Raw genomic sequence first — 17,907 nt, 5'->3', positions numbered from 1 at the left:
CCTCTCCGGTCAGCGGCACCAGCCGTTTTTTTATTGCCTTCCGTAACACACCTGATGACTGCGACCTTGCTCGCAAAGCGTTGTCTGTTCTGCTGAATTGCTGAACAATCACACGCGTTTTCTCACGCCGCCTCTTTAATCCCAGGTGTGGATGCCCCACATTAATGTTACTATCTGTGGCGCTTTTACAGGCCGAAATCCGTTGCGGCTCGCGGCGGGTACACGAAATCAAGAGCGCAACAGAGCATGCGCGATGGAAAGGTTGTGATCGGGATTCTTCTGCGCTGGCGACAATTAGGTAGACGCTACTTCTGGCCCCATCTCCTGTTAGGGATGGTAGCGGCCAGCTTTGGCCTGCCAGCCTGTGCGCAAAGCTCCGAACTCAACGCCTCGTCTGAATCGCCGGCAAGTAGTCTCTTTCTTGGCAATGCCACAAGCTTCGATCATTTAATCCGGCTTCAGGAAGCATCCCGACGTCCAAGCTTCAGCGTGGATTACTGGCATCAGCACGCCATCCGCACCGTTATTCGTCACCTCTCTTTCACGCTGGCACCTCAGGTGCAGGCGGAGCAACAGCAGTTACCGCTGGCGGCACAAAAGCTGGCGCTGATCGACTCACTGCATAATTTACTGACATCGCATTCTGCGCTGCACACTGCACCGCAGCAGATATCTGTACCGCCTCTTTTCACGGCCACTACCCGCTCATGGGTAGAATGGCATGCCAGCGTGCATGGCATTCGCGCCGGACCCGCCCGATTGTTCTGCTAATATTTTTGGTTTTATTCATGCTGTTTAGATTTTGCAGTCCGGAATGCGCCGGCTGAATTGAGAATATATTTACTATGTTAAGCAAAATATTGACCAAGGTTTTTGGTAGCAGTAACGATCGTACGCTGCGCCGTATGCGCAAAGTGGTGGACGTCATCAATAAGATGGAGCCCGATTTTGAGAAGCTCTCTGACGATGAACTGAAAGCGAAAACCGACGAGTTCCGCGAGCGCCTGAAAAAAGGTGAATCTCTGGAAAGCCTTATCCCGGAAGCGTTCGCGACCGTGCGTGAAGCGAGTAAACGTGTGTTCGGCATGCGTCACTTCGACGTGCAGCTGATCGGCGGCATGGTGCTGAACGACCGCTGCATCGCTGAAATGCGTACCGGTGAAGGTAAAACCCTGACCGCAACGCTGCCAGCCTATCTGAATGCGCTGTCCGGCAAAGGCGTTCACGTGGTGACCGTCAACGACTATCTGGCACAGCGTGATGCGGAAAATAACCGTCCACTGTTCGAGTTCCTGGGTTTAAGCATCGGTATCAACATGTCAGGCCTGCCGGCGGTGGCGAAGCGTGAAGCTTATGCTGCTGATATTACCTACGGCACCAACAATGAATATGGCTTTGACTATCTGCGCGACAACATGGCTTTCAGCCCGGAAGAGCGCGTACAGCGTAAACTGCACTATGCGCTGGTGGATGAGGTCGACTCCATCCTGATCGATGAAGCGCGTACGCCGCTGATTATCTCTGGTCCGGCAGAAGACAGTTCTGAGCTTTACACCAAAGTGAACAAGATCATCCCTCATCTGGTTCGCCAGGATAAAGAAGATACCGAGACCCATCAGGGTGAAGGTGACTTCTGGGTCGATGAGAAAGCGCGTCAGGCTCACATGTCTGAGCGTGGTCTGGTGAAAGTGGAAGAGCTGCTGGTCAGCCAGGGCATCATGGAAGCGGGCGAGTCTCTCTACTCACCGACCAATATCATGCTGATGCATCACGTCACTGCGGCGCTGCGTGCGCACGCACTCTTTACCCGCGATGTTGATTACATCGTGAAAGATGGCGAAGTGGTGATTGTTGATGAACACACCGGCCGTACCATGCAGGGCCGTCGCTGGTCCGATGGTCTGCATCAGGCGATTGAAGCGAAAGAAGGCGTTGAGATTCAGAACGAGAACCAGACGCTGGCCTCGATCACCTTCCAGAACTACTTCCGTATTTACGAGAAGCTGGCCGGTATGACCGGTACTGCTGATACCGAAGCGTTCGAATTCAGCTCTATTTACAAGCTCGACACCATTGTGGTGCCGACCAACCGTCCGATGGTGCGTAAAGATCTGGCCGACCTGGTCTACATGACCGAGAAAGAGAAGATCGATGCCATTATCGAAGATATCCGTGAGCGCACAGCCAACGGTCAGCCGGTGCTGGTGGGAACCATCTCGATTGAAAAATCAGAAGTGGTTTCTAACGAACTGACCCGTGCCGGTATCAAACATAACGTCCTGAACGCCAAATTCCACGCCCGCGAAGCGGACATCGTGGCGCAGGCTGGTCAGCCGGGTGCGGTCACTATCGCCACCAACATGGCCGGACGTGGTACGGATATTATGCTGGGCGGTAGCTGGCACGCTGAAGTGGAAGAACTGGAAGAGCCAACTGAAGCGCAAATCCAGGAGATTAAAGCGGCATGGCAGATTCGTCATGATGCGGTTCTGGCGTCAGGTGGTCTGCACATTGTCGGTACCGAACGTCACGAATCGCGTCGTATCGATAACCAGCTGCGTGGTCGTGCCGGCCGTCAGGGTGACGCCGGTTCTTCACGCTTCTACCTGTCGATGGAAGATGCGCTGATGCGTATTTTCGCCTCAGACCGCGTCTCCAACATGATGCGTAAACTGGGCATGAAGCCAGGCGAAGCGATTGAGCATCCGTGGGTTACCAAAGCGATTGCCAACGCACAGCGTAAAGTTGAAAGCCGCAACTTCGATATTCGTAAGCAGCTGCTGGAATATGATGATGTGGCAAATGACCAGCGTCGCGCGATTTACAGTCAGCGTAATGAGCTGCTGGATGTCTCGGACGTTAGCGAAACCATCAACAGCATTCGCCACGATGTCTATAAAGCCACCATCGACACCTATATTCCGCCGCAGTCGCTGGAAGAGATGTGGGACGTGCCGGGTCTGGAAGAGCGTCTGCGTGCTGACTTCGATCTGAATCTGCCGATTGCAGAATGGCTGGATAAAGAGCCTGATCTGCACGAAGAAGTGCTGCGTGAGCGCATCATGACCCACGCCACGGAAAGCTACGCAGAGAAAGAGCAGATCGTTGGTGCAGAGATGATGCGCAACTTCGAAAAAGGCGTGATGTTGCAGACGCTGGATTCATTGTGGAAAGAGCATCTGGCTGCAATGGACTATCTGCGTCAGGGTATCCATCTGCGCGGCTATGCGCAGAAAGATCCGAAGCAGGAGTACAAGCGTGAGTCCTTCGCTATGTTTGCCGCAATGCTTGAATCACTGAAGTATGAAGTGATCAGTACGCTGAGCAAAGTGCAGGTGCGCATGCCAGAAGAAGTTGAAGCGATGGAGCAACAGCGTCGTGAAGAAGCTGAACGTCTGGCGCAGCAACAGCAGCTAAGCCATGTAGAAGAAGATCTGCTGGCAGCCGAGCCTGTGGCGGAGCAGAGCGGCGAACGCAAAGTTGGCCGCAACGATCCCTGCCCATGTGGTTCCGGTAAAAAGTACAAGCAGTGTCATGGCCGTATCGCCTGAAACTGAATGCTGATAAAAAAGGAGCCGCTGGCTCCTTTTTTTATGGTCTGTGCCAGCGCAGCGAGTGCGCCAGCTCGGAGCTAAAGCGGTTAACTTCCGCTCCGGCATGCTCTAGAATCAGCCTTCATTCACTTATGACGACCGGATAGTTTCCATGAAGCACCTGCAGGTTGCAGTTGGCATCATTCGCAATGCCAATAAACAGATTTTCCTTGCCCAGCGCGCGGCAAGCTCTTACATGGCGAACAAGTGGGAGTTTCCTGGCGGTAAGATTGAAGCGAACGAAAGCGCCGAACAGGGGCTGGTCAGGGAGCTACACGAAGAGACCGGGATTGACGTCACTGAGGCGCGCCCGATTGGTCATGCAGACCACAGCTATGACGATCTGCGCGTAACGCTGCATTTCTTTCTGGTTGAAGGGTGGAAAGGCGAGCCGTGGGGCAAAGAGGGTCAGCCACAGCGTTGGGTTGATCAGCATGCGCTGGTGGCGGAGGAGTTTCCACCCGCGAATCACCAGCTGATTGCGCGTCTGGTCGCGGGCGAACTCTGACTGGATGGGGCAGTGCGCCCCATCTCATCAGCGATCTTCTTCTTCGCTCCAGTTGTCACTGTCGTTCATGTCGTTGCTGCTGGGAATGCGTTTTTCTTCTGCGGCCCATTCTCCTAAATCGATGAGCTGGCAGCGCTTACTGCAAAAAGGGCGCCACGGGCTGAGCTCATCCCAGATCACATCTTTGCCGCACTGCGGACAGGAAACGGTCATCACTTCTTGCTGCATATTTACCTCTAACAACAGGCCAGCTGGAAGTTAAGGCGGGCCGGAACTTCACCGCGCTCACTATCAAGTGGCATAAAACGAATGGCGTAGCGGCTTTTATGTCCGGACACCTGGGGATAGAGCGCATCGTCCAGCGACAACTGCAGTCGCAGCAGATCGGCACCCTCGGCATTATCCTGATAAAAACCATTAAGACTGGTCTGCATATGGAACGCGCCGGACTGGCGGATTAGATCCAATACCATCGCCAGCGCATGATGCAGCGGCTCCAGCGTCTGCATCCAGGCCTCGACCTGCGCATCGCGCGTTTCCTGCGGCAGATGGAGCCAGATGTGCAGGCCCGGCAAATCAAAGCTGCAGCATCCGCCTGGGATGCTCAGTCGCTGACGCACCAGGGCAATCAGACGATCCTCGCGCAGTTGCTGGCCCATACGCGGTGCATTCATCAACAGCGTTGACTGAATTTTGAGTTTATCGCGCAGAGCATCCACCAGCGTCATATCGACGCCAGGCACGTCAGCCCACGCCCGTAATTTTTGCTGCTGGCGATCAAGCTCTTTCAACAGTTCTGTCCGCATATCGCCGCGCTCAAAAATATCGAGCAACTCGCCAGTCAGGCGAAAAAAGGTCAGCGCATTAACGGTTTTATCCAGTGGGGTCGTTTCATCTAACTGATTAATCAAAAACTCAACCCGTAACCAGGTTCGCATTTTTTCATTCAGTGGGTGTTCAAACAGAACGGGTGTGCTCATGGTATTAATCCTGTTTCGTTGCCGCCAGCCTGAGATAGCGCTGATGGAGTTCGGCAACCTGTGGCAAGGCGTCGTCGGGCTCACCACTGTTATCAATAATGTCATCGGCACAGGCGAGGCGCTGCTGGCGCGTGGCCTGTGCGGCAATAATACGTTTCGCCTGTTCGACGGAAAGATGGTCACGCTGCTGGGTGCGCTTTAACTGCGTTGCCTCATCAATGTCTACCACCAGTACCCGATCAGCCTGGTGCTGTAACTGATTTTCCACCAGTAATGGCACCACCCAGAGCACATAAGGTGAGGTGGCCTGGGCGATCAGTTCTCGTGTCCGGGCGTTAATCTGCGGATGCAGCAGGGCGTTTAACCAGCTTTTCTCGTCAGGCTGCTGAAAAATAATGTCGCGAAGCTGTTTACGATCAAGCATTCCCTGTTCCGTCACGATTGACGCGCCATAGCGTGCCTGAATGGCCTGCAAAGCGGGCGTGCCAGGTTCAACAACTTCGCGGGCGATCAGGTCAGCATCAATAATGTCCACGCCAGACGCGGCGAATGCCTGGGCAATCGTACTCTTTCCACTGCCGATTCCCCCTGTAAGCGCGACGATATAGGGCATGTTTCTCACCTGACTTCATAATCCGACATAGGTACAGGGTAATGATCTGGCTAAAAAAGGCAAAAATGCGCGGCAGATCACACCGATAAAGCACAACTAAATTTAACGGATTGTAGCGTAAATAAAGTGAAATTCGCAGTCTTGTCGCGCAGCGAGAGGCGCGTATCATAACGTCACTGGAGCTGTGCTTACTTCGTGAACGACGATTCATTGCCACTTACCAGGACACTGTTTATGCGTATTGAAGAAGATTTGAAACTGGGCTTTAAAGATGTCTTGATCCGCCCCAAACGTTCAACGCTGCAAAGTCGCTCACAGGTTGAGCTTGAGCGCAGCTTTACCTTCAGACATTCAGGCCTGAGCTGGAGCGGCGTACCGATCATCGCCGCCAACATGGATACCGTCGGCACATTTTCGATGGCCGAGGCGCTGGCCAGCTTCAATATCCTCACTGCCGTCCACAAGCATTACAGCGCAGACGACTGGCGGGCGTTTATTCAGCGCGTGCCTGCGACAGCCCTGAACCATGTGATGGTTTCAACCGGCACCTCAGAAGCCGACCTGACTAAACTGGTCGCGATTATGGCGCTGTCTGACGATCTGCAGTTTATCTGCATTGACGTGGCTAACGGCTACTCGCAGCATTTTGTCGATTTCCTGCAGCGCGCGCGTGAAATGTTTCCGGCTAAAACCATCTGTGCCGGTAACGTGGTCACGGGCGAAATGGTGGAGGAGCTCATCCTCTCCGGCGCGGATATCGTCAAAGTCGGTATTGGCCCGGGTTCGGTCTGTACTACACGGGTGAAAACCGGCGTGGGCTATCCGCAGCTTTCTGCAGTCATTGAGTGTGCCGATGCGGCGCATGGCTTAAGCGGACAGATTGTCAGTGATGGCGGCTGTTCCGTGCCGGGCGATATTGCAAAAGCCTTTGGCGGCGGCGCTGATTTTGTGATGCTGGGCGGTATGCTGGCGGCACATGATGAGTGTGAAGGGCAGGTCGTCGAAGAGAATGGTGAAAGCTTCATGCTCTTTTACGGCATGAGTTCCGAATCGGCAATGAAGCGTCATGTCGGCGGTGTCGCGCAATACCGTGCCGCAGAAGGTAAAACCGTGAAGCTGCCATTGCGCGGTCCGGTGGCTGACACCGCGCGTGATATCCTGGGTGGACTGCGTTCCGCCTGTACGTACGTCGGGGCTGAGCGCCTTAAAGAGCTGACCAAGCGTACGACCTTTATCCGGGTTAACGAGCAGGAAAACCGCGTTTTCAATCGATAGTCTTTCGGGGCGCACTTTGCGCCCCCTTAATGCATCGCATCACCCAGCCCGAACACCGGCAGATACATCGCAATCACCAGCGTGCCGACAATCCCGCCAATCACCACCATCATAATTGGTTCCAGTGACGCCGCCAGTGTGTCAGCGCGCTCTCGCGTTTCTGCCTCGTGCCATTCCGCCAGGCGGGCCAGCATCAAATCCAGTGCGCCCGCCTCTTCACCCACCCGAATCAACTGACCACATAAGGGCGTGAATAGCGGATGCTGCATCAGCGCCTGATGCAGAGGACTCCCCTGCGCAATATGCTGCTGCAGTCCGGCCATCGCTTCCCGCCAGAGTAATGAAGAGAGCGTGACTTCCACGGCGGCCAGCCCCTGTAACAGGGTTAACCCGGCGCGCTGCGTGAGATTCAGGATGGTATAGATCTGCGTCAGCTGCGTGCCACGCCACAACCCGGAAAGCAGCGGGATGCGCAGGAAAAGCGTCTGTTCACGACGTTGCCAGCCTGGAGAGCGTCGTCGCAGCTGATGCCATCCAGCCAGCATCAGCGAAATACCAAAGGCCAGCACACCGCCCCATTCCTGAAGCGCGGCAGATAACTGCATAACCGCGGCTGTAAACGCGGGCAGGGGCGCGTCAAAGGAGTCATACACCGCAACAAACTCTGGCAGCACGAACAGCAGCATGCCGCAGGTGACCGCTATCGCCACCAGCAGAATGAACAGCGGATAGCGTAACGCCTTTGCCACCTGATGCCATAGCTGCTGCTGGCGGATCTGCTGCTGAGCCAGCTCACTGCAGCAGACATCCAGCTGCCCCGTCAGTTCGCCCACTTCCATCAGAGGCGGGTAGAGCGGCGGAAAAATCTGCGGCCATTCACGCAAAGCCTGTGAAAAAGGGGCACCGCTGAGTACCCGATGATGCAGGGCGAGCATCAGAGCCCGCCAGCCTGCATGCGGATGCCCCTCAGCCAGCAAAGCCAGACTCTCAGCCAGTGGCAGGCCCGCTTTGAGCAGGGTAGCCAGCTGACGAATCAGATCGGTTTTGTGCTGCCACGTCCACTCCCTCTGACGCCAGATTTTTTCCCGCTTCCAGCTCACCGGCAGAAGATCGCGCTGTGCCAGCATCTGCAGCAGGTTGTCAGTGTCGATAGCCAGTAGCTGACCACTGAGTAACTGCCCCTGGCTATCGACTGCCTGCCAGCTGAATAAAGCTGCGTTAGCCATCGTCCAGCCCAATCACCCGTTGCATCTCTTCCAGCGAGGTATCGCCCCGGCTTACCGCTTCCAGGCCGGAAACCAGTAAAGTGCGCAATCCCTGCTGTTTGGCCAGACTGAGCAGATTCTCCAGCGGCATCTCGGCTGCAATCGCATTCTGCAGCCTGGCATTGATCGGCAGCAGCTCAAACAGCGCCAGCCGGCCAAAATAGCCGGAGAAGCAGTGGTCACAGCCGGGGGCCCGCCAGGTCTGCAGAGTGCCGGGCCAGAGTTCCGCAGGATAGTGCGCCACCGCCTCAGCGGGCTGACGGCAATGGGGGCAGAGGCGTCGGACCAGACGCTGCGCAACGATCAGTTTCAGCGCTGACCCCAGCAGATAACCGGGAATCCCCATCTGCCGCAGCCGGGTTAGCGTTTCGGCGGTGGAGTTGGTGTGCAGCGTCGATAGCACCAGATGCCCGGTCTGCGCCGCTTTCACCGCAATCTCCGCTGTTTCGGCATCGCGGATCTCGCCCACCATGATCACATCCGGATCCTGCCTCAGCAGCGCCCGCAGCACACGGTTAAAATCGAGACCGTTTTTGGTGTGAATCTGCGTCTGGTTAATGCCGGGCAGTGGGATCTCAATAGGATCTTCAACGCTGCACAGATTTTTTTCCGGTTTATTCAGGGCACTGAGTCCGCTATAAAGCGTAAACGTCTTGCCACTGCCGGTGGGGCCGGTGACCAGGATCAGTCCCTGTGGCTGGGCCAGTGCGGCACAGAACAGACGCAACTGGGCAGCGGGTAAGCCGAGCTTATCCAGAGACAGCGCCGCGCTTTCACTCTGCAACAGCCGGACCACTGCTTTCTCGCCGCCATAGATGGGTAAGGTCGCCAGGCGGAAAGAGGCGGGTTTACCGGCAATCTCCATGCTGAACTGACCATCCTGCGGTAAGCGGCGTTCGGCGATATCCAGACCGCCAAGGATCTTCAGTCGTGCCAGCAACGCCGCAGGCTGAGTGGAAGGCAGTGAAGAGAGCGGATGCAGTACGCCATCAATGCGCAGTCGCACACGCAGACCCTCGCGGCAGGGTTCGATATGCACATCGGAGGCTCGTCGCTCCAGTGCCTGACGCAGGATAAGCTGTGTCGCTTCAATTGCTGACTCGGTAGGTGTCTCTTCGCGCGCTACCAGCGGTTTATCAGCGTGCTGGAGCTGGTCAAGCCGGGCCTGTGGCCAGCATTCGATCTCAATCTGACACTGGCTGGCAAAGTTGAGCGCTTCAGCCAGTCCGGGCGGCACGCTCTCCGCGACGGCAACGCGCAGCAGACTGGCATCATGATGCAAAACCAGAGCACGATAGCGCTGGCATAATGCCGCAATCGTCTCATCAGGCTTGCTCATCGCTGGCTCCTTTATCCGCAAAGCGGAATTGTTCCCGGCAGTTGTCCTGCAGGCTGGTGTTACTGCTGGTGCAGCTGCGTTGCCAGCTGATGCCGCCCTCTGTGCTGTCCCAGATCGGCAGCATTTCAACGCTCAGACCATTCAGACTCTCCTGACCAGTCAGCGTAATTACCCCGTTGGTCACGCTCAGTGTTGAGACATAGCGCGATCCTCTGGCTGCCGGAATGCCTGATTCTCCGGCCTGACATTGTGTGGGGCCACCGCGCTCCATGGCGCAAAGCTCTACCGCGGTTTTATAGGGCACCATCGTTTGCAGCATGTCGGTGAGGGCCGCACGCTGCAGATAGTTTTGATAAGCGGGCAGGCCAATGGCACTTAAGATCGCCACAATACCCACCACAATCATCAGTTCAACCAGCGTAAATCCACGTTGATAATTCATCACATCGTCTCCTGAGTTAAGAAGGCGACAGGGTAAAAATCGGGGGCAGTGAAAGACAGTCAGAGATCGGCGAACTGGAAAGCGTAATGTGAAGAGATTTCAGAATTGCAGCGCAGTCGAAACTGCGCCGGAAGCGGGGTCGCAAAATCGCCGTGTCAGGTTACGGCGGGACAGGCTATTTTTGTTTAAAACGCATTGAGAGATCCAGCGCCCGCACATGCTTGGTCAGCGCGCCAACCGAGACGTAGTCCACACCGGTCAGGGCGATCTGTGGCAGGGTGGTTTCGGTCACGTTGCCGGAGACCTCCAGCAGCGTCCGCCCCTGGTTGAGTTCGACGGCTTCACGCATCGCTTCCAGACTGAAGTTGTCCAGCATCACAATGTCGGCTTCCGCTTCCAGCGCCTGACGTAACTCTTCTAAGGATTCCACCTCTACCTCAACCGGCACATCGGGCTGCAGCCACTGCGCGCGTTCGACTGCCTGAGCAATCGATCCGCTGGCAATAATATGGTTTTCTTTGATCAGATAGGCGTCAGAGAGGCCGAGGCGATGATTGCTGCCTCCGCCGCACAGCACGGCATATTTCAGCGCAGTCCGCAGTCCTGGCAGAGTTTTGCGCGTATCCAGCAGTTGCGTCTGGCTTCCCGCCAGCAGCGCAACATAGCGGCTGACTTCAGTGGCAACGCCCGAGAGCGTCTGTACAAAATTAAGCGCCGTGCGCTCGGCGGTCAGCAGCAGGCGGGCAGGCCCCTCAATTTCAAACAGCAACTGATCTGCTTCGATTCGATCACCATCTTCAACATGCCAGTTCAGAGTCACATGCGAGCCAAGCTGAATGAACACCTCTTCAACCCAGCGTTTACCACAGAAAACACCGGCTTCACGGGTGATGACCTGCGCATGGGCCTGCGTTTCAGCAGGTAACAGCTGCGCGGTAATGTCGCGATCAGCGTCGATTTCACCACCGAGATCCTCTTTTAACGCCAGCGCAACGGCATCCGGGATGTCACTTTCAATGCGTTTAATCAGGGCCTGACGGCGGCTGTCGGGATCATAACCACGGGATGACATAGGCATTTTACTCCAGAAACAGGAAGGACAGAGGCGGTCACAATAGCCTGAACCGGCATCAGGTTCCAGCAACGGATAACATTTTGTTTAGTATCCTTAACAAAGGGCAATTTAATGTCACCGGACCGACACACTAAGAGGCAAGAATCCTTTATTATTCATGCTATTCTCAGCCTGGCGATATAAGGAAAAGCGGTATGAAAATCAAACAGGGCTGGCTGACCGGTGTGCGTCACGTGCCGTCAACGCATTGTAATGAACGCCCTGACAATGAGGCGCCTTCACTGCTGGTGATCCACAATATCAGCCTGCCACCTGGTGAATTTGGCGGCCCCTGGATCGACAGACTGTTTACCGGCACATTACCGCCGGATGCTCATCCCTATTTTGCGGATATTGCCGCCCTGAAAGTGGCAGCACATTGCCTGATTCGTCGTGACGGGGAGATCGTGCAGTATGTCCCCTTTGACAAACGCGCCTGGCATGCAGGCATTTCGCAGTTTGAAGGACGTGAAAACTGCAACGACTTCTCCATCGGTATTGAGCTGGAAGGAACTGACAGCGAGCCGTATAGCGAGGCGCAGTATCGGGCCTTGCAGCAGGTCACGCAGTTACTGCTGCAACACTATCCGGTAACGCCTTCACGTATCACGGGGCACAGCGACATCGCGCCGGTACGCAAAACCGATCCCGGACCTGCTTTTGACTGGGACTACTACAAACAGCTGTTAACGCAGCAAAAATCGTGATTTTTGCGGAGTCAGTATGACGTTGTTTACCTTGTTGTTGGTTTTAGGCTGGGAGCGCCTGTTCAAACTGGGCGAGCACTGGCAGCTCGAACACCGGCTGGAGCCGATTTTTCGCCATCGCCGCCATTACTCCATGATGCGAACCCTGCTGATGACCGTACTGGCGATGGCGCTGACCGCGCTGGTGGTCTGGAGTCTGAAAGGATTGCTGTTTGGCGTGCTGCAGTTGCTGTTCTGGATCGTTGCCGGACTGCTCTGCATCGGTGCCGGCTCAGTACGTCAGCACTACCATAGCTACCTGAAAGCGGCCAGCCATGACGACGACGCGGCACATCAGGCGATGGCGGCTGAGCTGACGCTAATCCATGGTGTGCCGGTGGAGTGCAGCGAACGTGAGTTCCTGCGCGAGCTGCAGAATGCGCTGATCTGGATAAACTTCCGTTTCTATCTCGCCCCGATGTTCTGGCTGGTGGTGGGTGGGCCGTGGGGACCTGTGCTGCTGGTGGGTTACGCGTTTCTGCGTGCCTGGCAGGGCTGGCTGGCAAAGCACGGTACACCGATGGCGCGTGCACAATCGGGCGTGGATGCGATTCTGCATCTGCTCGACTGGATACCGGTGCGGCTGGCGGGTGTCGCTTACGCGCTGCTGGGCCACGGCGAAAAAGCGCTGCCCGCCTGGTTTGCCTCGCTGACCGATCGTCACCGTTCTCAGTATCACGTGCTGACGATGCTGGCGCAGTTCTCACTGTCGCGCGATCCGCACACCGATAAAGTTGAAACGCCACGGGTGGCCGTGGCGTTAGCAAAACGGACTTCGCTGGTGCTGGTTGTTGCCGTCGCGTTGCTGACGATTTACGGCACGCTGGTGTAATCAGCAGGTGGCACGCCGAAATCGGGCGTGCCATCTTCCCGCCAGCTGAAATATTTCAGTCGGGTATGGCGGTTCGGATCCCAGAGCGGATCGCCCTCAATTTCAGTGTAATTACGAGCGTGGTAAACCAGCACGTCGCGTCCTGCCTCATCCTGAGTAAAGCTATTGTGACCCGGCCCGTACTGGTGGTTGTCCCAGCTGGACACAAACACTGGTCGCGCTGATTTCTGCCAGGCCGCGGCATCAAGCGGGTTGGCATCTGCGGCAATCGACAGGAGCCCCAGACAGTAATTCTCATCGGTGGCGCTGGCGGAGTAGGTCACAAACAGCCGATCGCCGTGACGGATGACCGCCGGACCTTCATTAACGCTGAACCCTGCACACTCCCACTCATATTCCGGCCGGCTTAGCATCACCGGCGTGCCTTTCAGCGTCCAGGGATTCAGCAGCTCAGCCAGGTAGAGGTTAGAGTTGCCGGGAATCAGGGGATCTTTCTGCGCCCAGAGATACCAGTTTTTGCCCTGATGCACGAAGTGGGTAGCATCCAGTGAGAAGCTGTCGAACTGACTGAAGACGCGGCGGCAGGGCTGCCATTCGCCCTGCAACGGATCTGCCGCCTCACACACCAGCGCATACATCCGGTGCTGAAACAGTCCTTCTTTGATCTCCCGCGTCGGGGCTGCCGCGAAATAGATGACCCATTGACCGTCAATGTAGTGCAGCTCAGGTGCCCAGATTAATTCGCTGCAGGAACCACTCGCGGGCTTGCGCCAGACCACAACCGGTTCGGCGCTGCGCAGGCCAGCCAGCGTGGTAGCGCGCCGGATCTCCAGCCGGTCATACTCCGGTACCGAGGCCACAAAATAGTAGTGATGTTCATGGCGCAGGATAAAGGGATCGGCGCGCTGCTCAATAAAAGGATTCGGCAGGATTGCGGTCATTTAACATCTCCGGTTGGCGTGACAACACCGTTACGCAGGCGAACAGTGTGTAACTCATGGAAGTTTTCGCGGCGCAGCGCGAGATCCTGCTGGATGGTAATCATCATTTTGCGGTCAACTTTCATCAGCCGCACCACACCTGCAGTAATCAGATAGCCGACGCCCGGAATAACGGTGAACAGCAGCATGATGCCGTTAATCGCTTCCGGTGACTGCTGTTTAGCGCCTGCATTGTAGCCGTAGATCGACAGCAGAAAGCCGACCATCGCACCGGCGACCGCCAGCCCCACCTTAAGGAAGAACAGGTTGCCGGAAAAGCTGATACCGGTAATGCGTTTGCCGGTTTTCCATTCGCCATAGTCATCCACATCGGCCATCAGTGACCAGTGCAGCGGAGAGGGGATCTGATGCAGAATATTCAGCACAAAATAGGCAACCACAACCATCACGGTAGCGTGGGGATCGATCCAGTAGAAGGCGCTGGAGAAGAGAGCCAGTACGATATTGGTCCAGAAGAAGACTTTGAGTTTGCACCAGCGATCGGTGAGCAGTTTTGCCAGCGTGCTGCCGAACATCATGCCAATCACCCCCAGGCTGATAAACAGCGTGGCAAAGTGCGTTGACTGGCCCATGACCCAGGTCACGTAATACATGGTGGCCGCCATGCGGATAAAGCCAGGACAGACGTTGCAGAAGGTCAGCAGCAGAATGCGCACCCACTGGTCATTCTTCCAGACGTCACGCAGATCTTTCTTCAGGTCATCATTGCTCGGCACGGCCGGGCGAATACGTTCCCGTACCGTGGCAAAGCAGAACAGAAACATCGCCAGACCAATGGTGGCCAGTACCGCCATCGCCATCTGATAGCCACGTGCTTTGTCTTCACCGCCAAACCACTCCGCCATCGGCAGCAGCGACAGCGACAGTATCAGCGTGGCGATGCCGACCATGACAAAACGGTATGACTGACAGGAGACACGCTCACCGGGATCGTTGGTAATCACGCCGCCCAGCGAACAGTAAGGAATGTTAATCGCGGTGTAGGTCAGCGACATCAGGAAGTAGGTGACGAAGGCCCAGATCACCTTATTGTGATAAGTCCAGTCTGGCGTGGTGAACATGAGAACGCTGAAGACCACATAGGGCACGGAAACCCACAGCAGCCAGGGACGAAAACGGCCCCAGCGACTCTGGGTGCGATCGGCGATGGCACCCATAATCGGGTCGGTGACCGCATCCAGCACCCGGACCGAAAGCAGCAGGGTCCCGACCAGCGCCGGAGCCAGCCCGAAAACATCGGTATAGAAGTAGTTCAGGAACAGCATGATGGCACCGCCAATCATGTTGCATCCGGCATCGCCCATGCCATAACCCAGTTTTTCCCGAAACGAGAGGGCTGCACCTTTCATGGTTTTCTCCTGCGCATCCAGTGTGAACAGGAATTATTGTCATCAAATCAGCGAGATGAACGGGAGTAATTCGTCATGAAGATGGACAAAACAGGTGCGGGAAGAGAAGTGTGAACTGGATCGGGGCTGAAGAGGGGCAGGGGAACGCGGGTGACGTACTGCAACCTCCCACAGGAGGTTGCAGTACGCGGTAAGGCATCAGGCCTTTTGCGTCTGGTTCTTGATAAAGTAACCAATACCCAGAATGACCAGCCAGACGGGGATCAGCCAGACAGAGATCGCCATGCCCGGCGTGGTCGCCATCAGCACCAGAATCGCCGCCAGGAAGACCAGGCAAATCCAGTTACCCGCCGGATAGAGCAGCGCTTTGAAGCGGGTGGTGACGCCCTGCTGATCTTTCTTACGACGGAACTTGAGGTGCGCCAGGCTGATCATCGCCCAGTTAATCACCAGCGCGGAGACGACCAGCGACATCAGCAGGCCAAATGCTTCACCCGGCATCAGGTAGTTGATCAGCACGCACAGCGCAGTGGCGACAGCCGAGACCAGAATCGTTAAGACCGGCACACCGCGACGATCGACTTTCAGCAGCGCTTTCGGCGCATTGCCCTGCTGTGCCAGACCAAACAGCATGCGGCTGTTGCAGTAAACACAGCTGTTATAGACCGACAGGGCCGCCGTCAGGATCACCACGTTCAGCGCATTCGCTACCATGGCATCGCCCAGCTCGTGGAAAATAAAGACGAACGGGCTGACTTCTGACGTGACACGGCTCCACGGCATCAGAGACAGCAGCACCGCCAGTGAACCAATGTAGAAAATCAGGATACGCCACAGCACCTGGTTAGTTGCTTTTGGAATGCTCACTTCCGGGTTGTCAGCCTCTGCAGCGGTGATACCCACCAGCTCCAGTCCGCCGAACGAGAACATGATAATTGCCATGACCGCGACCAGACCGCCGATGCCGTGCGGGAAAAAGCCGCCCTGTTCCCACAGGTTGCGCACGGTCGCCTGCGGACCCGCGTGACCGCTGAACAGCAGCCAGCCACCAAACAGGATCATGCCGATGACCGCGACCACTTTAATAATGGCGAACCAGAACTCCATCTCACCAAACACTTTCACGTTGGTCAGGTTGATGGCGTTGATCATCACGAAGAAGATGGCGGCTGAGGCCCAGGTCGGAAAGTCTGGCCACCAGAACTGGATATATTTACCGACGGCGGTAAGTTCCGCCATGGCAACAAGTACGTAAAGGACCCAGTAGTTCCAGCCCGAGGCGAAGCCGGCAAAGTTGCCCCAGTATTTATACGCGAAGTGGCTGAAGCTGCCGGCGACCGGCTCTTCCACCACCATTTCACCCAGCTGACGCATGATTAAAAAGGCAATAAAACCGGCAATCGCATAGCCCAGAATAACGGCCGGTCCGGCGGATTCAATGACCGATGCACTGCCCAGAAACAGCCCGGTTCCCACTGCACCACCCAGCGCGATGAGCTGAATATGGCGGTTCTTAAGACCACGTTTCAGCGCTTCGCCTTGCTGTTGTTCCATACAAACCTCGTGATGTTTTTATTCTTCGTTCGCAGCGCAGTCCGCTGTAATGAAGTAGTTACAATAACGTATTGATTATTTTACGGTATCTGGCGTGCTGAATGCTGCCATCTGCTACCCTGGCGACAAGAATAGTGATAAGCGAATCGCTTTGCACCTGCTTTCGCCTTTCGTGCTGAGAGTTGACTGAAAAAACGCCGTCCCGGTCACGTCTGTACCCCGCAAACTTCTGCCATGAAATGCCGTTAATGACGAATAGCTTTCACTTATGGTTACTGCTGCGCTCAGGCCCTGAGCGGGTGTAAGGTTTGGTAAAAGTGCATTTATTTAACATTTACAGGAACGGGGATTTTTCATTTTTTTAACCGCGAGTTAGCGTCAGCACAGGCTTGCGGGGGAGGTGAATGTCGCAGACACCATATAGACACAAGGTGAATACTTTGTTACTTTACCGGCACCTCTTTGCAATTGGTATTACCAATTTACTCCGGACGATTGGCTTAATAAGAAGGGATGATGGCTTACAGTAAGATTCGCCAACCCAAGCTCTCCGACGCTATCGAGCAACAGCTCGAATCCCTGATTATGGAAGGGACCCTGCGTCCGGGAGAGAAGCTGCTCCCTGAGCGCGAACTCGCTAAACAATTCGATGTCTCACGTCCATCTCTCCGCGAAGCGATCCAGCGCTTAGAAGCCAAAGGATTATTGCTGCGCCGACAGGGTGGCGGAACATTCGTACAGGAGCATCTCTGGCAAAGCATGAGCGATCCACTCGTTGAGCTTCTCGCCGACCATCCGGAATCACAGTTTGATCTGCTGGAAACACGTCATGCCTTAGAAGGCATCGCGGCCTATTACGCAGCTCTGCGCGGCACGGAAGAAGACCTGCTGCGCATTCGCGACTGCCATGTGCACATCCAGCAGGCGCAGGACAGCGGCGACTTAGACGCCGAAGCGGACGCAGTGATGCAGTATCAGATCGCTGTCACAGAAGCGGCCCATAATGTTGTGCTTTTACATTTGCTACGCTCAATGGGCCCTATGCTGGAACAAAACGTTCGTCAGAATTTCGAATTGCTCTACTCGCGCCGGGAAATGCTGGCAAAAGTGAGCGGTCACCGCGCCAGAATCTTTGAGGCGATTGTGGCTCGTGAGCCAGAAAAAGCGCGCGAGGCTTCACACCGTCACCTGGCGTTCATAGAGGAAATCTTGCTGGACAGAAGTCGGGAGCAGAGCCGTCGAGAACGCTCCCTGCGTCGTTTACAGCAACGTAAGGAATAACGTGCGACAAAGATC

17 protein-coding genes are annotated in these 17,907 nt (G+C 55.7%); 7 read left to right on the top strand and 10 right to left on the bottom strand.

The annotated features are described in order from the left end of the window. Positions 1-264: 264 nt before the first annotated feature. The 3 genes from secM to mutT all read left to right on the top strand — a co-directional run bounded on the left by secM (position 265) and on the right by mutT (position 4,101). Positions 265-771 carry a secA translation cis-regulator SecM gene (gene secM / locus IBT54_RS13505; protein ID WP_370585076.1) on the top strand — a complete coding sequence of 169 codons (507 nt, stop codon included), beginning with the start codon at positions 265-267 and terminating at the stop codon, positions 769-771. 74 nt (positions 772-845) lie between these two features. Next, complete coding sequence (secA, locus tag IBT54_RS13500; RefSeq protein WP_033731564.1) at positions 846-3,551, top strand: preprotein translocase subunit SecA; 2,706 nt, start codon at positions 846-848, stop codon at positions 3,549-3,551. A gap of 154 nt (positions 3,552-3,705) precedes the next feature. Then, the gene (gene mutT, locus IBT54_RS13495; RefSeq protein WP_095706198.1) at positions 3,706-4,101 is read left to right on the top strand and encodes an 8-oxo-dGTP diphosphatase MutT; all 396 of its coding nucleotides are present in this window, start codon (positions 3,706-3,708) and stop codon (positions 4,099-4,101) included. A gap of 27 nt (positions 4,102-4,128) precedes the next feature. Here the strand turns inward: mutT and yacG are convergent, their stop codons facing one another. The 3 genes from yacG to coaE are packed head-to-tail and all read right to left on the bottom strand — an operon-like array spanning position 4,129 to position 5,694. Continuing rightward, positions 4,129-4,329: a DNA gyrase inhibitor YacG gene (yacG, locus tag IBT54_RS13490; RefSeq protein WP_013356775.1), complete on the bottom strand. Its 201-nt coding sequence runs from the start codon at positions 4,327-4,329 to the stop codon at positions 4,129-4,131. 8 nt (positions 4,330-4,337) lie between these two features. Next, a complete protein-coding gene (gene zapD / locus IBT54_RS13485; RefSeq protein WP_201252295.1) occupies positions 4,338-5,081 on the bottom strand; it encodes a cell division protein ZapD in 744 nt (247 codons plus the stop codon). Positions 5,082-5,085: 4 nt separating this feature from the next. Beyond that, positions 5,086-5,694 (bottom strand): dephospho-CoA kinase, encoded by a 609-nt coding sequence (gene coaE / locus IBT54_RS13480; protein WP_201252294.1) that lies wholly within the window; start codon positions 5,692-5,694, stop codon positions 5,086-5,088. Between the two features lie 234 nt (positions 5,695-5,928). Between coaE and IBT54_RS13475 the strand changes: the two genes are divergently transcribed. Then, on the top strand, positions 5,929-6,969 hold the full coding sequence (locus tag IBT54_RS13475; protein ID WP_201252293.1) for a GMP reductase: 1,041 nt from the start codon (positions 5,929-5,931) through the stop codon (positions 6,967-6,969). A gap of 26 nt (positions 6,970-6,995) precedes the next feature. Here the strand turns inward: IBT54_RS13475 and hofC are convergent, their stop codons facing one another. The 4 genes from hofC to nadC form a co-directional block, all read right to left on the bottom strand. Continuing rightward, the gene (gene hofC / locus IBT54_RS13470; RefSeq protein ID WP_201252292.1) at positions 6,996-8,195 is read right to left on the bottom strand and encodes a protein transport protein HofC; all 1,200 of its coding nucleotides are present in this window, start codon (positions 8,193-8,195) and stop codon (positions 6,996-6,998) included. Beyond that, positions 8,188-9,573 (bottom strand): type II secretion system protein GspE, encoded by a 1,386-nt coding sequence (gene gspE / locus IBT54_RS13465; RefSeq protein WP_013356780.1) that lies wholly within the window; start codon positions 9,571-9,573, stop codon positions 8,188-8,190. The genes hofC and gspE overlap by 8 nt, the downstream gene beginning before the upstream one ends. Continuing rightward, a complete protein-coding gene (ppdD, locus tag IBT54_RS13460; protein WP_201252291.1) occupies positions 9,560-10,015 on the bottom strand; it encodes a prepilin peptidase-dependent pilin in 456 nt (151 codons plus the stop codon). The genes gspE and ppdD overlap by 14 nt, the downstream gene beginning before the upstream one ends. A gap of 175 nt (positions 10,016-10,190) precedes the next feature. Further along, the gene (nadC, locus tag IBT54_RS13455) at positions 10,191-11,087 is read right to left on the bottom strand and encodes a carboxylating nicotinate-nucleotide diphosphorylase (RefSeq protein ID WP_033781873.1); all 897 of its coding nucleotides are present in this window, start codon (positions 11,085-11,087) and stop codon (positions 10,191-10,193) included. 197 nt (positions 11,088-11,284) lie between these two features. Between nadC and ampD the strand changes: the two genes are divergently transcribed. Continuing rightward, entirely contained in the window at positions 11,285-11,836 is a 552-nt protein-coding gene (gene ampD / locus IBT54_RS13450) for a 1,6-anhydro-N-acetylmuramyl-L-alanine amidase AmpD (protein ID WP_013356783.1), read from the top strand. A 16-nt stretch (positions 11,837-11,852) separates the two neighbouring features. Beyond that, positions 11,853-12,707, top strand: coding sequence for a beta-lactamase regulator AmpE (gene ampE, locus IBT54_RS13445; protein WP_061061612.1), 855 nt, complete (start codon positions 11,853-11,855; stop codon positions 12,705-12,707). Here ampE and IBT54_RS13440 read toward each other — a convergent pair. The 3 genes from IBT54_RS13440 to aroP form a co-directional block, all read right to left on the bottom strand. Then, on the bottom strand, positions 12,689-13,648 hold the full coding sequence (locus tag IBT54_RS13440) for a family 43 glycosylhydrolase (protein WP_201252290.1): 960 nt from the start codon (positions 13,646-13,648) through the stop codon (positions 12,689-12,691). The two genes, ampE and IBT54_RS13440, sit on opposite strands and share 19 nt — an antisense overlap. Next, entirely contained in the window at positions 13,645-15,057 is a 1,413-nt protein-coding gene (locus tag IBT54_RS13435; RefSeq protein ID WP_033781877.1) for a glycoside-pentoside-hexuronide (GPH):cation symporter, read from the bottom strand. Before IBT54_RS13435 ends, IBT54_RS13440 begins: the two co-directional genes overlap by 4 nt. 198 nt (positions 15,058-15,255) lie before the next feature. Next, positions 15,256-16,611 carry an aromatic amino acid transporter AroP gene (aroP, locus tag IBT54_RS13430; protein ID WP_013356787.1) on the bottom strand — a complete coding sequence of 452 codons (1,356 nt, stop codon included), beginning with the start codon at positions 16,609-16,611 and terminating at the stop codon, positions 15,256-15,258. Positions 16,612-17,127: 516 nt separating this feature from the next. On the opposite strand from aroP, the gene pdhR reads away from it, so the two are divergent. Beyond that, positions 17,128-17,892 carry a pyruvate dehydrogenase complex transcriptional repressor PdhR gene (gene pdhR / locus IBT54_RS13425; RefSeq protein ID WP_033781878.1) on the top strand — a complete coding sequence of 255 codons (765 nt, stop codon included), beginning with the start codon at positions 17,128-17,130 and terminating at the stop codon, positions 17,890-17,892. Positions 17,893-17,907 lie beyond the last annotated feature (15 nt).

Origin of the sequence: Pantoea sp. S62 (assembly GCF_016658625.1) — a bacterium.
Taxonomy (GTDB): Bacteria; Pseudomonadota; Gammaproteobacteria; order Enterobacterales; family Enterobacteriaceae; genus Pantoea; species Pantoea vagans.
Note: the sequence above shows the minus strand (reverse complement) of the source record. Positions and strands in the feature narration are given on the sequence as shown.

Excerpts from the sequence above, each read along its gene's own strand:
- secA (WP_033731564.1), top strand. The coding sequence starts at position 846 with ATGTTAAGCAAAATATTGACCAAGGTTTTTGGTAGCAGTAACGATCGT.
- mutT (WP_095706198.1), top strand. The coding sequence starts at position 3,706 with ATGAAGCACCTGCAGGTTGCAGTTGGCATCATTCGCAATGCCAATAAA.
- yacG (WP_013356775.1), bottom strand. The coding sequence starts at position 4,329 with ATGCAGCAAGAAGTGATGACCGTTTCCTGTCCGCAGTGCGGCAAAGAT.
- zapD (WP_201252295.1), bottom strand. The coding sequence starts at position 5,081 with ATGAGCACACCCGTTCTGTTTGAACACCCACTGAATGAAAAAATGCGA.
- coaE (WP_201252294.1), bottom strand. The coding sequence starts at position 5,694 with ATGCCCTATATCGTCGCGCTTACAGGGGGAATCGGCAGTGGAAAGAGT.
- IBT54_RS13475 (WP_201252293.1), top strand. The coding sequence starts at position 5,929 with ATGCGTATTGAAGAAGATTTGAAACTGGGCTTTAAAGATGTCTTGATC.
- hofC (WP_201252292.1), bottom strand. The coding sequence starts at position 8,195 with ATGGCTAACGCAGCTTTATTCAGCTGGCAGGCAGTCGATAGCCAGGGG.
- gspE (WP_013356780.1), bottom strand. The coding sequence starts at position 9,573 with ATGAGCAAGCCTGATGAGACGATTGCGGCATTATGCCAGCGCTATCGT.
- ppdD (WP_201252291.1), bottom strand. The coding sequence starts at position 10,015 with ATGAATTATCAACGTGGATTTACGCTGGTTGAACTGATGATTGTGGTG.
- nadC (WP_033781873.1), bottom strand. The coding sequence starts at position 11,087 with ATGTCATCCCGTGGTTATGATCCCGACAGCCGCCGTCAGGCCCTGATT.
- ampD (WP_013356783.1), top strand. The coding sequence starts at position 11,285 with ATGAAAATCAAACAGGGCTGGCTGACCGGTGTGCGTCACGTGCCGTCA.
- ampE (WP_061061612.1), top strand. The coding sequence starts at position 11,853 with ATGACGTTGTTTACCTTGTTGTTGGTTTTAGGCTGGGAGCGCCTGTTC.
- IBT54_RS13440 (WP_201252290.1), bottom strand. The coding sequence starts at position 13,648 with ATGACCGCAATCCTGCCGAATCCTTTTATTGAGCAGCGCGCCGATCCC.
- IBT54_RS13435 (WP_033781877.1), bottom strand. The coding sequence starts at position 15,057 with ATGAAAGGTGCAGCCCTCTCGTTTCGGGAAAAACTGGGTTATGGCATG.
- aroP (WP_013356787.1), bottom strand. The coding sequence starts at position 16,611 with ATGGAACAACAGCAAGGCGAAGCGCTGAAACGTGGTCTTAAGAACCGC.
- pdhR (WP_033781878.1), top strand. The coding sequence starts at position 17,128 with ATGGCTTACAGTAAGATTCGCCAACCCAAGCTCTCCGACGCTATCGAG.